At 63.3% G+C, this 13,290-nt stretch carries 15 protein-coding genes; 4 read left to right on the top strand and 11 right to left on the bottom strand.

Annotated features, from left to right (window positions below):
• Nucleotides 1–77: 77 nt before the first annotated feature.
• The 7 genes from PSH81_RS01075 to PSH81_RS01045 all read right to left on the bottom strand — a co-directional run bounded on the left by PSH81_RS01075 (nt 78) and on the right by PSH81_RS01045 (nt 5,954).
• Nucleotides 78–860, bottom strand: a complete 783-nt coding sequence (locus PSH81_RS01075) for a MetQ/NlpA family ABC transporter substrate-binding protein (protein ID WP_192298499.1) — start codon at nt 858–860, stop codon at nt 78–80.
• 144 nt (nt 861–1,004) lie between these two features.
• Nucleotides 1,005–1,925, bottom strand: coding sequence for a sigma 54-interacting transcriptional regulator (locus PSH81_RS01070; RefSeq protein WP_192298500.1), 921 nt, complete (start codon nt 1,923–1,925; stop codon nt 1,005–1,007).
• Nucleotides 1,926–1,974: 49 nt separating this feature from the next.
• A complete protein-coding gene (locus tag PSH81_RS01065; protein WP_192298501.1) occupies nt 1,975–2,556 on the bottom strand; it encodes an alpha/beta hydrolase in 582 nt (193 codons plus the stop codon).
• A gap of 316 nt (nt 2,557–2,872) precedes the next feature.
• Nucleotides 2,873–3,274 carry a biopolymer transporter ExbD gene (locus PSH81_RS01060; RefSeq protein WP_124526239.1) on the bottom strand — a complete coding sequence of 134 codons (402 nt, stop codon included), beginning with the start codon at nt 3,272–3,274 and terminating at the stop codon, nt 2,873–2,875.
• A 1-nt stretch (nt 3,275) separates the two neighbouring features.
• Nucleotides 3,276–3,998: a MotA/TolQ/ExbB proton channel family protein gene (locus tag PSH81_RS01055; protein WP_192298605.1), complete on the bottom strand. Its 723-nt coding sequence runs from the start codon at nt 3,996–3,998 to the stop codon at nt 3,276–3,278.
• Nucleotides 3,999–4,049: 51 nt separating this feature from the next.
• On the bottom strand, nt 4,050–4,862 hold the full coding sequence (locus PSH81_RS01050) for an energy transducer TonB (protein WP_192298502.1): 813 nt from the start codon (nt 4,860–4,862) through the stop codon (nt 4,050–4,052).
• A gap of 240 nt (nt 4,863–5,102) precedes the next feature.
• On the bottom strand, nt 5,103–5,954 hold the full coding sequence (locus tag PSH81_RS01045; RefSeq protein ID WP_305391857.1) for a LysR family transcriptional regulator: 852 nt from the start codon (nt 5,952–5,954) through the stop codon (nt 5,103–5,105).
• 108 nt (nt 5,955–6,062) lie between these two features.
• Here PSH81_RS01045 and PSH81_RS01040 point away from each other — a divergent pair, with 108 nt between their 5' ends.
• Entirely contained in the window at nt 6,063–7,232 is a 1,170-nt protein-coding gene (locus PSH81_RS01040) for a CynX/NimT family MFS transporter (protein WP_305391856.1), read from the top strand.
• Nucleotides 7,233–7,330: 98 nt separating this feature from the next.
• A complete protein-coding gene (locus PSH81_RS01035; RefSeq protein ID WP_226456689.1) occupies nt 7,331–8,266 on the top strand; it encodes a LysR family transcriptional regulator in 936 nt (311 codons plus the stop codon).
• Here PSH81_RS01035 and PSH81_RS01030 read toward each other — a convergent pair.
• Entirely contained in the window at nt 8,157–9,251 is a 1,095-nt protein-coding gene (locus PSH81_RS01030; protein WP_305391855.1) for a fatty acid desaturase, read from the bottom strand. The genes PSH81_RS01035 and PSH81_RS01030 overlap by 110 nt on opposite strands.
• 100 nt (nt 9,252–9,351) lie before the next feature.
• On the opposite strand from PSH81_RS01030, the gene PSH81_RS01025 reads away from it, so the two are divergent.
• Nucleotides 9,352–10,356, top strand: coding sequence for an AraC family transcriptional regulator (locus tag PSH81_RS01025; RefSeq protein ID WP_226456687.1), 1,005 nt, complete (start codon nt 9,352–9,354; stop codon nt 10,354–10,356).
• Between the two features lie 123 nt (nt 10,357–10,479).
• Here the strand turns inward: PSH81_RS01025 and PSH81_RS01020 are convergent, their stop codons facing one another.
• Complete coding sequence (locus PSH81_RS01020) at nt 10,480–10,845, bottom strand: response regulator transcription factor (RefSeq protein WP_305391854.1); 366 nt, start codon at nt 10,843–10,845, stop codon at nt 10,480–10,482.
• A gap of 38 nt (nt 10,846–10,883) precedes the next feature.
• Complete coding sequence (locus PSH81_RS01015; protein WP_226456684.1) at nt 10,884–11,570, bottom strand: Crp/Fnr family transcriptional regulator; 687 nt, start codon at nt 11,568–11,570, stop codon at nt 10,884–10,886.
• Between the two features lie 83 nt (nt 11,571–11,653).
• On the opposite strand from PSH81_RS01015, the gene PSH81_RS01010 reads away from it, so the two are divergent.
• On the top strand, nt 11,654–12,181 hold the full coding sequence (locus tag PSH81_RS01010) for a DUF962 domain-containing protein (RefSeq protein ID WP_226456683.1): 528 nt from the start codon (nt 11,654–11,656) through the stop codon (nt 12,179–12,181).
• 128 nt (nt 12,182–12,309) lie between these two features.
• Here PSH81_RS01010 and PSH81_RS01005 read toward each other — a convergent pair whose 3' ends face one another.
• Nucleotides 12,310–13,290, bottom strand: a complete 981-nt coding sequence (locus PSH81_RS01005; RefSeq protein WP_192298511.1) for a sulfate/molybdate ABC transporter ATP-binding protein — start codon at nt 13,288–13,290, stop codon at nt 12,310–12,312.

Here is a 13,290-nt window from a genome sequence, read left to right as displayed (position 1 = left end):
CCAGATTTCAGGCAATAAAAAACGCCGACGCTGTAGGAGCCGTCGGCGTTGAAACCTTGAAGGGGTTTTGGGCTACATCAGAACGCAGGCACTACCGCGCCGTTGTACTTTTTCTCGATGAAAGCTTTGACTTCCGGGCTGGTCAGGGCCTTGGAGAGCTTCTGGATCGCGTCGCTGTCCTTGTTGTCCGGGCGAGCCACCAGGAAGTTCACGTACGGCGACTTGGCGTCTTCGATGATCAGCGCATCCTTGGCCGGGTTCAGACCCGCTTCCAGGGCGTAGTTGGTGTTGATCAGGTCCAGGTCAACCTGGTCCAGCACGCGTGGCAGCAACGCCGATTCCAGCTCCTTGAATTTCAGGTGCTTGGGGTTGTCCTTGATGTCTTTTGGCGTGGACAAGGCATTGGTCGGGTCTTTCAGGGTGATCACGCCGGCTTTCTGCAGCAGCAACAGGGCGCGGCCGCTGTTGGAGCCTTCGTTCGGGATGGCCACGGTGGCGCCATCTTTGAGCTCGGAAATGTTTTTGATCTTTTTCGAATAACCGCCGAAGGGTTCAACGTGCACACCAACCACGGTGACCAGGTTGGTGCCCTTGCCCTTGTTGAAGTTTTCCAGGTACGGCAGGGTCTGGAAGTAGTTGGCGTCCAGGCGCTTCTCGGCGACCTGTACGTTGGGTTGTACGTAGTCAGTGAAGACTTTGATTTCCAGGTCCACGCCTTCTTTGGCCAGGGTTGGCTTGACCAGTTCGAGGATCTCGGCGTGCGGGATCGGGGTGGCAGCAACCACCAGCTTCTCGTTGGCCTGGGCGAAGCTTGCAGTCAGGGCAGCCGTCAGTGCGGTAAACAACAGAACCTTTTTCATGCAGTGTCCTTAATTCCGGGGCGTCGGTGACGGCCGCTTGTTATGTGGTGTGCCAGCGATGTGCTATCGCGGCGTGAAGCGGACAATACCTAGATTTTTTATTCCCGAACAATATCTTTTATTCACGTTGATATTCCATTTTGTTCATGTAGCGGCTTTTTGAGATAGAAAGTTGCGCAAGCTTTCCCGTTCAGCGGCGCTGGCGTTATTGAAAATCCGCTGCACCTGCTCAAGGGGCGAACCGGCCACGGGCAGATTCAAATGCTCGGGCAAGATCTCGTCGCCACTGCTTACCAGCAAGGCAAAGTGAATGACGTTTTCCAGCTCGCGGGTATTGCCCGGCCAACTGTGTTGTTCCAGCACCTGCTGGGCCGCATCGCTGATCAGCGGCACCGGCAGGTCCAGGCGCTGACTGTAGATGCCGAGAAAATATTCGGCCAGGGACAGGATGTCGCCAACCCGCTCGCGCAGTGCTGGCAACTCCAGCTGGCCTTCGCTCAGGTAATGGAACAGGCGCTCATTGAACTTGCCCGCTGCCACGGCCTGGGCCAGGTCGATGCTGGTGGCGGCAACCAGGCGCACATCCACCGGGCTTGGCTGATGGGCGCCGACGCGGGTGACTTCGTGGTTTTCCAGGGCGGCGAGCAATTTGACCTGGATCGGCAGCGGCAAGTCGCCGATCTCGTCCAGGTACAAGGTGCCGCCGTTGGCCGATCCGAACCAGCCGGCCCGGCTGCTGGCCGCGCCGCTGTGGGCACCGGCGGCGTAGCCGAACAGCTCGGCGTCGGCGTAGGTCGGGCTGATCGCACCGCAGTTGACCGACACAAACAAGCCGCCGCGATCGCTGCCACGGTGGATATGCCGCGCCAGCAACTCTTTACCGCTGCCGGTCTCGCCGCGAATCAACACCGGCAAGGCGCGGGGCGCGAGGCTTTCGAGGTCTTCGCGCAACTGGCGCGAGCGTGGGTCGACAAACACCAGCGCCTTGGCGCGGATGCTCAACGGGCTTTTATCGGCGTCGGGAAAGGTCAGCAATGGCTGGCCGTAGGTTTCATGCAGACTCATGGCAGGCTCCCGCCCCAGATCCACTCAGGGACGGGGCGTTGAAAAGTGTTCAGGCACTGCGCCGGGCGTGGTGCTCGAGGCGGCTTTGCAGGCGATAGAGGTAGGCGAAGCCCTGTTCCCAGCGCTGGTGGCCGGACTTCACGTTGATATGCCCGGCGCCCGCGAGGATGCCGGCTTCGGCGCCCCAGTGACGCGCCAGCTCCAGGGCCCGCGGGGCGCTGACAGCGGCGTCGTTGTCGGAGCTGACCACTTGGCTCGGAAACGGCAGCAGGTCAGTGGGAATCGGCGCGAAATTACGCAAGGCAGGCGAGCAGGCAGGCCGTTCGACATCGGCCGGGGCCACCAGCAAGGCACCCCGCACCTGGCGCAAGAACTGCACCGGGGCAGTCGCAGCCCAATGCGCCACGGTGATGCACCCCAGGCTATGGGCGATCAGGATCACCGGCGTGCTGTCGGCGGCGATGGCCTCGGCCAGCGCGGCCACCCAGTCTTCACGGCGCGGGGTCAGCCAGTCGGCCTGTTCCACGCGTGCACTGTTGGGCAGGCTGTTCTGCCAATGACTTTGCCAATGATCTTCTGGCGATCCTTGCCAGCCCGGCACGATCAGATAACGAATCGACTCGCTGTGCATGGGTGTGCCCTCCTGCAGCGTTTAACGTTGTAGGACAGTATAGGGACGAGGTTTATATTCGTTAAGGAATAAGAAGCTATTTATTAATAACCAAAAACTTAAACCCAATAAAGATCCAAATGTGGGAGCGGGCTTGCTCGCGAATGCGGTGGGTCAGCGATGAAGATGCCGACTGGCACACCGCATTCGCGAGCAAGCCCGCTCCCACAGGGGCCCTCATTCCAGGCTGGCGTTTGTGTTGCTGGTTAAATTCCAGGCAAAAAAAAGGCCGCACCCTGCCAAGGAGACGGCCAAAAACTTGTCGAGGCTTTTGCAATCAACGGGCGGTAATCACCGACAACTTGGTAATGCCCGCGCGTTCGATCGACGCCATGGCTCGCGCCACTTCGCCGTAGTTCACACCATCGTCAGCCTGCAGTTGCACCCGCACATCGGGGTCCTTGGCTTTCGCCGCCTGCAGGTTGAATTCCAGCAGGTCCGGCTGGATTTCGTCCTTGTTGATAAACACTTTACCGGCGCCGTCGATGCTCACCACCAGCGGGTCCTTCTGCTCCACCGGGGCCACAGCCTCGGTCTTGGGCAGGTTGATCGGGATCGCGTTGGTCAACAGCGGCGCGGTGACGATAAACACCACCAGCAGCACCAGCATCACGTCCACCAGCGGCGTGACGTTGATCTCGCTCAGCACCTCATCACTGTCTTGCGTGGAGAAGGCCATCTCAGGACGCCTCCTTCACTTTCTGCGGGTTGCCGGCCGCGGTTTTGTTCAGGGTCGGGTGCAGCAGCACGCGGAACGAATTTTTCTGCGCCAGGCTGTAGAAGTCGTGGGCAAAGTCGTCGAGGTCCGCAGCCGTCAGCTTTAGACGGCGCAGGAAGTAGTTGTAGACCAGCACCGCCGGTACGGCGACGGCGATACCTACACCCGTGGCCACCAGCGCGGCACCAATCGGGCCGGCCACGGTTTCGAGGCTGGCGGAACCGGCGGCACTGATGCCCTTGAGCGCTTCCATGATGCCCCACACGGTGCCGAACAGGCCGATGAACGGCGAGGTGCTGCCGATACTGGCGACCACGGCCAGGCCGGTCTCCAGGGAACGGCGTTCACGCACGATCTGTTGGCGCAGGGCGCGTTCGAGGCGGTCCTGGTGGTTGATGGCCTGGCTCAGGTCGGCAGCGTGTGGCGTCTCGCCCACCTGGATCGCGGCGTAACCGGCCTGGGCCACACGGGCTGCGGCGCCGGGTTGTGTTTCTGCCAGCTCGGCAGCTGAGTCGAGGCTCGACGCCGCCCAGAACTGTTTATGGAACTTGCGATCCTGCGCCTTGAGGCGACCGAACTGCACGCCCTTGAGCAGGGCCAGGCCCCAGGTGGCGACCGAAAAAACCACCAGCAGCCAGATCACCGCGCTTTCGATGGATTCAAGTGGAGATGCTAATGCCATGATGTCTTCCCTCTGTGCAGGTCGCGGCGTGTGCAACACACCGCAGCCGAATAGTTAGTGAATCTTGAAATCGATCGGGACGCTGACCCAGCCGTTCTGGGCGACGTCGCCCTGCTTGGCCGGTACGAAGCTCCAACGTTTCACCGCAGCCAGCGCGGCGTCGTCGAGTTGCTGGCGACCGCTGCTCTTCTGGATCTGGATCTCACCCGGCTTGCCACTGGCCAGCACCTGCACCCGCAGCAACACCGTGCCTTCCCAGCCACGGCGCTGGGCCAGTGACGGGTATTCGGGCGCCGGGTTCTTCAAATACGCGGCGTTGGCCGAAGCGGGCGTTACCGGCGCCGGTGCCGGTGGCGCAGGCGGCGCGGGCGGTGCCGGGGTCGGGGGTGCGGGCGGCGGCTCGACCGGTTTGGGGGCGGGCTCAGGCTTGGGCACCGGCTTCGGCACGGGCTTGGGTTTTGGAATCGGCTTTTTCGGCGCCGGCTTGGCGGCCAACTCATCCACCACGGGCGGCGGTGGCTCAACCACAGGCGGCGGTGGTGGTGGCGGCACAGGCGGTGGCGGTTCGACCACCGGCGGCGCCGGCTGGGAAAATTCGATGGTCATCGGCGGAATTTCCGGCGGCACGATCGGCAGCACCGGTGTCGGCTTCTGCGCCACCCAGTAGATCACCGCAGCGTGCAGGGCCAGCACCAGCAAACCCAGCAGAATGCCTTCGCGACGGCTGGAGAAACGCTTGGGGGTTTGCTGCGTGCGCAGTTGCCCCAGCGGCGCGCGATGCGGCCGGCCAAGGTCGACCAACTCACCACCCGGTGCCTGGCGCCATTGCGCCTCGTGTGCACTGGCGGCGGTCTGGACATTGCCCATGGATTCACTCCCTACGGTTTTCAAACAAAAAACCGACGGGCCTGCGTTGGAAGGCCGTCGAGGACTGAATCATCGGGGCCAGACGCTTATCTCTTAAAGTAATCTTTAAAGTTATACATAGACCTAAACTGCATAACCGAACCGGACTGAAACGCCAAACCCTCGCCGTTCGTGGCCTGGCGCCGAGGTGTGTTTTTTCAATGCTTTACAGGCATACAAAATATTCAGCAAAGGCATGACTCAACACGGGCTGTTTGCACATAAATCGAACAACTCGCTCTGTAGACACTGCCCCGCCGCCCCCAGGCCGCTGCGCGCATACAACGCCAGGCGCACGCCCTGCACCGCCGGCAGGCCGCTGTCCTCACCCAGGATCTGGTGCCCGGCCTGCACCACCCGCAGCGGCAGCAAGCTGATGCCCAAGCCCGCCGCCACCGCCGCACACACACCTGCCAGGCTGGCGCTGGAATAGCCGATGCGCCAGCGCCAGCCGCCGACTTCCAGGTGTTGCAGCATCTCGTTGCGGTACAGCCCGCCCACCGGGAACGCCACCAGCGGCAGCGGCTCGCGGTCCAGGCACGGCATGCTGCGGCTGTCGACCCAGCACAATGGCTCCGGCCACGAGGCCAGGCAGTCATCGCTGTCGCCCATTTGCTTGACCAGCAGCACGTCAAACTCACCACTGCGGTATTGGCGCTGCAACTCGGGGCCAAGGCCACTGGTGACTTCCAGGCGCACCCGTGGATACGCCCCGACAAACGCCGAGAGCAGCGGCAGCAAGCGCTCGGAGGCGAAATCCTCCGGCACGCCCAGGCGCAGCACGCCGTCGCTTTGCTGGTTGATCAGCACGTCGGCGGCCTCTTCATGCAGCGCCAGGATGCGCCGCGCGTAGGCCAGCAAGCGCTCACCCTCGGTGGTGGCGACCACGCGGCGCTGATCGCGGTCGAGCAACTGGCAACCGGCGACGTCCTCCAGGCGGCGGATCTGCTGGCTTACGGTGGATTGGGTCAGGTGCAGGCGCTCGGCGGCGCGGGTGAAGTTGCCGCAGTCCACTACGGCAACAAAGCTGCGTAACAACACGGGATCGAACATGGCACTCACCATTCAACTTGCCACTGATTGGCATGGTTATATTTAATTTCAGAATACCTGCGGCGCTGCCCATACTCACGCCTCATTTACCTGCCGCAAGGGCGCCGCATGACCCTCAATAAATCCTTCGCCGGCTGGGGCCTGCTGATCGTGTTGGGCCTCAACCTGCGGCCGATCCTCAGTTCCATCAGCCCGCTGCTCGGCGAAATCCGCCTGGCCACCGGCCTGAGTTTCCAGAGCAGCGCCCTGCTCACCAGCCTGCCGGTGATTTGCATGGGCCTGGTCGCACTGGTCGGCGTGCGCGTCGAGGCGCAACTGGGCGAGCGGCGCGGCATCGCGTTGGGCCTGATGATGATTCTGCTGGCGTGCCTGGCGCGCTGGCTGATGGGCCAGGGCGCGGCGCTGCTGGTGACGGCGTTGTTGGGGGGGGCGGGCGTGGCGCTGATCCAGGCGTTGGTGCCGGCGATGATCAAGCGCGAATTCCAGCACCGCGTGCCAGTGGCGATGGGCGTGTATTCGGCCTCGTTGATGGCCGGCGGCGGTTTGGCGGCGCTGCTCAGCCCGCTGGTGGCCACGCAGTTCGGCGCTTGGCAGGCGGGGCTCGGCGTGTGGCTGCTGCCCGCGCTGGCGGCGTTGTTGCTGTGGGCCTGTTTGCCCCTGGGCGCGGCGAAAAGCGCCAGGCAGATACCGGCGTTCAAGGGCCTGCGCAACCGCCGCGCCTGGCTGCTGGCGTTGTATTTCGGCCTGGTCAATTGCGGCTACATGAGCCTGGTGGCGTGGCTGCCGGCGTTCTATCAGCAACTGGGTTGGGGCGTGCTGCCCAGTGGTTCGTTGCTGGCGTTCATGACCATCTTCCAGGTGCTCGCCGCGCTGTTGATGCCGGTGCTGGCGCAACGCGGCATCGACCGGCGGCCGTTGCTCGGCGTCAGCCTGCTGGCGCAGACCATCGGGTACCTGGGGCTGATCATGGCCCCGCTGCAATTTCCCCATGTGTGGGTGGCGCTGTGCGGCTTCGGCCTGGGCGCGTGTTTTGCCCTGAGCCTGCTGCTGACCCTCGACCATCACCGCGACCCGCGCCAAGCCGGGCAACTGGCGGCCTTCGTGCAGGGCGTGGGCTTCCTGATCAACGCGGTGTCGCCGTGGATGACCGGCTGGCTGCGCGAACTCAGCGGCAATTTTGTCAGCGCCTGGGTGGTGCTGACCGTCACCGCCGTGGCAATGCTGGTGGTGACGCGAGTGTTCAGCCCGGCCACCTACCGCACGGCAGCCGCTCTATAGATATGCATTTAAGATCTAGATAAAACAAACATGCTTCATTGACGGAATAAGCGAGCCCCTTAAAATCCCGGTTTCCCCTCTTGGACGCCGGGCGCCCCATGGATCTTCGCCAACTGCGCTACTTCATCGCGCTCAACGAGCACCGCAGTTTCGTGCGAGCCGCCGACGCCATGGGCATCACGCAACCGGCGTTCAGCCGCAGCATCCAGGGCCTGGAGCAGGAGTTCGGCTGCGTGCTGGTGGACCGCGCCCACAAGGAGCTGCGCCCCACCCCCGAAGGCCAGGTGGTGCTGCAACATGCCCTGAGCCTGGTGCAAGGCGCGGCGTTGCTCAGCCACGAAGTCACGCGCATGACCAAGCTCGACGCCGGTGAAGTACGTTTTGGCAGTGATGGGGCGGCGGCGGTCAATCTGGTGCCCCAGGCCCTCGCGCGGTTTATTACCACCTACCCCAAGGTGCGCAGCGCGTTGCAGGTAGATAACTGGGAAAAACTCGGGCGTAGCCTGAGCCGCGAAGAGATCGAGTTTTTTATCGCCGATGTGCGCCACTTCGAGGCCGACCCGAACTTCCAGACCCGGGCCCTGACACCCCGGCGCAGTGTGTTTTTCTGCCGCGCCGGGCACCCGTTGCTGGCCAAGGACAGCCTGTCCACCAACGACCTGTTCGGCTACCCGCTGGCCACGCCGCTGATCGCGCCGGGCATTCGCAAACTGCTGGCCAACCTCAGCGGGCGTATCGACTTTGTGCCCGCCATCGAGCTTGAGCAGTTCTCGACACTGGCGAGCATCGTGCGCCAGTCCGATGCGATTGGCCTGGGCGCCGAAGAAGCCTTCGTCGAAGCGTTCGCCAGCGGCGCGTTGCAGGTGCTGCACTGGCGCAACCTGCCCCACGCCCTCGACAGCCTGAGCAACCGCTGCGGCGTGATCAGCCGCGCTGGGGTGCGCTTGTCGCCTGCGGCGAAGGCGTTGATCGAGACGCTGCAGGCGGTGGAAAGCCAAGCCGATTGGCCCGCGCAAACGTCCCGAAATCATTGAAGCGTACGCCCATCTGCGCCATGACCTGATGCGCGACCCTGGCGGTCAGTTGGCGGATGTAAAACGGCTCCTTGACCACAAAATGGTGGATGCCGTGGGTGCTGCCGAAGTTGAAGCAGAACGCCTGCAGCGGCCACAGCCACCACGGGTTCAGCACCTGGGTCTGCTGGATCACGTTGCCCGGTTCCACATCGCCGTAGTAGTGCATGTTGGAGCTGACAAAGTGCAGGCAAAAGGTGCGCAGCACGTTGGGGCCGATGATCACCACGGCGGCGATGTCGATCACGTGCATCATCTGCAAGGTGCCGGCCGACCACTCGATGGGCGCCCCCAGCAGGCTGGCGATGCCATTGGCCGCGTGAAAGCCGAGGAACACATACCACGCGCCCCAATGCAGCAGCGCCAGCGGTGCGTAGACCAGCAGCGCGCGCTTGAGGATGCTGAGTTTGTGCTTCCAGGTTTTGGCCCGCAGCATTCGGATAAACGCCGACATGACGTTGTCACCGACCATCAACAGCCGCGCCAGCCCCCAGGGTTCACCGTTGGTGATGGCGCGCTCCTCCATGTCGGCCTCGGTGCCGGAGACCTTGTGGTGGTTCAGATGCAGATGACGGCGGACCCACGGGTTGATCGTGCTCGGCCGCGCCAGCCAGACCAGGCCCATCATCAGGTTGTGGGGGATGCGCTGCTTGCGAAAGTACATGCTGTGGATCAGGTCGTGTTCCAGCTCGTGGGTCAGCGAGGCGAGGAACGCATTGACCAGCAGGCACGCCCACCAAGCCACGTGACCGCTGATGTAGAGCGCCGCCGAGCCGAGCATGCCAAGCAACGCAAAGGCCAGGATGCCGGCGCCCAGGGCGTCCTGATGCAGCAGCCAGGGGTGCTGCTGGCGCAGGCGCACGCCTTCGGCCAGCACCACGTCACGGATATGCGCCGCACGCTGTTGTGCGTTCATCTGTTGGGGACTTGCAGAAGTACCGTCCATGCTTCCATCCTCTGGTTATCGATGGATGCATCCTGGCCCATGCGGTCCCCCAGGGCATCAGCTCCACACGCCAACCTGTTGACCGCAAGCGCCAATCACCATGCCCGAAGCCACTTCCCTCGCCAGCTGGACCCGCGCCCTGCGCAAGCAACTCGACGCCCTCGGCCTCGACAGCGCCGCGCTGTGCATCGCGGCCGGGCTCGACCCGCAGCTCATGGACGATCCCAATGCGCGCTACCCGCTGTCGGCCACCACACGCCTGTGGGCGCTGGCGGTGCAGGCCAGCGGCGACCCGGCGATCGGTTTGCGGGTGTCGCGGTTTGTCAGCCCCACCACCTTTCACGCGTTGGGCTATGCGCTGGTGGCCAGCGGCAGCCTGCGCGAGGTGTTCGAGCGCATCGTGCGGTATCACCAGGTGGTCAGCGATGCCCTGACCCTGGAGCTGAGCGGGGATGGCGAACGCTACCGTTTTCGCCTGCTGCAACCGCAGGGCAGCCCGGCGCCGGCGTTCGAAGCCATCGATGCGTTTGCGGCGATCTATGTGCGCACCTGCCGCAATCGCCTGGGGCGTGACTATGCACCGCTCGCCGTGTACTTGCGGCGCCCGCAGCCGGCTGACCCCACGCCGTGGCACACGGTGTTTCGCGCGCCGGTGTTTTTTGCCGCCGAGGAAGACCGCCTGGAATTCGCCGCCCAGGACTTCGACAGCCACCTCGACGACGCCAACCCCGAGCTGGCCGAACACAATGAAACCGTGCTCAAGCGCACCCTCGCGCAACTGCAACCGCTGACCTGGGAGCGCAGGGTGCGCCGGGTGATCGAAGCGCAACTGCCCGACGGCGAGCCGAGCGCGGAGCGGGTTGCCCAGGCGTTGCACTTGAGCCTGCGCAGTTTGCAGCGGCATCTGGCGGATGAAGGCTGTCGGTTTGATGCGCTGCTCAACGAGTGCCGGGAGAATCTGGCGTTGCTGCACTTGCGGGACCCGCAATGCTCGTTGGCGGAGATCAGTCATTTGCTCGGGTTTGCCGATACCAGCAGTTTCAGCCGCGCGTTCAAGCGCTGGACGGGGGTGACGCCGGGGCAGTTCCGGGATGGGTTGCGGTAGCGGGATTTATGGGGGGGTTGAGGGCCTCATCGCGGGCAAGCCCGCTCCCACAGGTGACCGGGTTCCAACCTTGGAATGCAATCAAATGTGGGAGCGGGCTTGCCCGCGATGGCGCCAGTACCGTCAACGCCCACGATCACGCCGTAACACGTTGCGCACCCGCGCCACCAACGCCTTGGCCGCGAACGGCTTGAGCAAGTAGTCATCCTCATGCAGTTCCAACCCGCGCAGGCGGTCTTCAATTCCACCGGGCGTGGTCAGGAACAACAGCGGCGTGTCGCCCTTCTGGCGAATCGACTGCTGCAACTTCCAGGCATTCAGCCCCGGCAGCATCACATCCAGGATCACCAGATCGTACTCGCTGCTTTCCACAAAGCGCTGGGCCGCCATGCCGTTGGCCGCGACTTCCACGCTGTAGCCCGCCTCGTTCAGGCCCTGGGCCATCTGCTGTGCCTCATCGGATTCATGTTCCACTAACAGCACGCGCATAACACACCTCGATTGATCAGGCCTGCAGGCTAACACCCTCAGGTGTGCGCCGCCTCCCGCAGGCGCTCGGCGTCGAGGATTTCGATTGCGCCGTAGCCCAGGCGCACGATGCCTCGGGCTTGCAGGTCCTTGAGCAGGGCGTTGGTGGTCTGGCGTGACAGGCTGAGCATCGCGGCGAGGTCTTCCTGGGGCAGTTGCACGCTGCGCCGTGAGGGCTCGATGTCGCCGTAGCCCGCGACCATCATCAGCAAACGATGGGCCAGGCGCACCGAGGCGGGCATCAGGCTCAGGTGTTCCAGGCCGATAAAACTCAGGCGCAGTTTCTGGCTCATCAGTAAGGCCAGGTCGCGCCAATACCGGGGGTTTTGCTCAAGAATGCCGAGCAGCGCCTGCTGCGGCACCTGCAATAGCGTGCACGGCCCGACGGCGCTGGCGTCGTGGGTACGCGGCAGGCCGTCGAACAGGCAGATTTCGCCGAACCAGAACGGCGACTCCACCAGGCTCAATACCGCCTCCTTGCCGTGTTCGTTCACCGCGCTGATGCGCAGGCTGCCGTCCAGCACCGCATACAGGCCGCAGGGTGGATCACCGCGTTTGAACAGGCATTGCCCAGCCACCAGCGAGCGCAATCGGGCGTGAGCCAGCAAGCTATGCTGAAACGCTGTAGGCAGGTGGCTGAACCAGTGACCGGCGGCGAGCCGCGCGTGCCATTGAGCTGCGTCCATGGGAACTCCAGAGATTGTCGCCCAACTGACAGTCAGGCAACGACTGACAGAGCATGATCAAACATCCTACAGGAGGAACAAGAATGAAAAGCCTCGTCGAGCATCTTAGCCAATACGCCGCCTACCACCGCGACCCACGCAATATCGCCAGCCACTTTATCGGCATCCCGTTGATTGTCGTCGCAGTGGCCGTGCTGCTGTCACGCCCGGAATGGGCGGTGGCTGGGCTGTGGATTTCACCGGCGGTTCTTCTCGCGTTGTTCAGCGCAGTGTTTTACCTGCGCCTGGAACTGGCGCTGGGTGCACTGATGACGGTGCTGATGGGCTTGTCGGTGTGGGCCGGGCATGTGCTGGCGGCGCAGAGCACAGCGGTGTGGCTCGGCAGCGGCATCGGGATGTTTGTGGTGGGCTGGGTGATCCAGTTTGTCGGGCACTACTACGAAGGCAAAAAGCCCGCGTTTGTGGATGACGTGTCGGGGTTGATCGTCGGGCCGTTGTTTGTGGTGGCCGAGTTGGCGTTTCTGCTGGGGCTGCGCCATGACCTCAAGCAGCAGATCGAAGCACGGTCGGGCCCTGTGACGCGCCGCGATCTTGAGCCGAGAAAGGTCTAGATGTGGGAGCGGGCTTGCTCGCGAAGGCGGTGTATCAGTACCAACTGCATTGACTGACACACTGCATTCGCGAGCAAGCCCGCTCCCACAGTCTGGTCCCATTCCAGATTGGGCCTGGCGGTGGGTTCTTAGGCTTTTTGCCAGACCTTGGGCTTGAAGAACAGGGTCTCGCCACGGGCCAGACCCGTGAGGCTGTCGTGGTCTTTAACCACTTCAGCTTCGATCAGTTCGCTCTGGCCTTCCACTTTCAACGTCACCCGCGTGGTCGCGCCCAGGGGGCGGATGTCGCGCACTTCGGCGGCGTGGTGGTCTTCCAGTTCATGGCGCGACAGCGACACTTCATGCGGGCGGAACAACACATGATTGTCTTCGCCCAGGTGCAGACGGTTCGAATCACCGAGGAAGTGATAGACGAAATCGCTGGCCGGGTTTTCGTAGACGTCGCCCGGTGAGCCGATCTGCTCGATCACGCCCTTGTTCATCACCACGATACGGTCGGCAACTTCCATGGCCTCTTCCTGGTCGTGGGTCACGAACACCGAGGTCAGGTTGATGTCTTCGTGCAGACGCGCCAGCCAGCGGCGCAGCTCCTTGCGTACCTTGGCGTCGAGGGCGCCGAAGGGTTCGTCGAGCAGCAGCACTTTGGGCTCCACCGCCAGGGCGCGGGCCAGGGCGATACGCTGGCGCTGGCCACCGGAGAGTTGTTCCGGGTAACGATCCGACAACCAATCCAGCTGCACCATGTTCAGCAGTTCGTGGACCTTGCTGGCGATCTGGCTTTCGCTCGGGCGCTGGTTTTTCGGTTTCATGCGCAGGCCGAACGCCACGTTGTCGAACACGGTCATGTGCCGGAACAACGCGTAATGCTGGAACACGAAGCCGACGTTGCGATCACGCACGTCGTGGCCGGAGACGTCTTCACCGTGGAACACGATGCTGCCGTCATCCGGGGTTTCCAGGCCGGCGATGATGCGCAGCAAGGTAGTCTTGCCGCAGCCGGAGGGCCCGAGCAACGCCACCAGCTCGCCACTCTGGATGTCCAGATTGATGCTGTTCAGGGCCTTGAAGGCATTGAAGTTCTTGCTGACATTACGCACTTCGATCGACAT

The sequence above is a fragment of the Pseudomonas sp. FP2335 genome, assembly GCF_030687535.1.
In the GTDB taxonomy this organism is placed as follows: domain Bacteria; phylum Pseudomonadota; class Gammaproteobacteria; order Pseudomonadales; family Pseudomonadaceae; genus Aquipseudomonas.
This window is presented reverse-complemented; position numbering and strand designations above follow the sequence as displayed.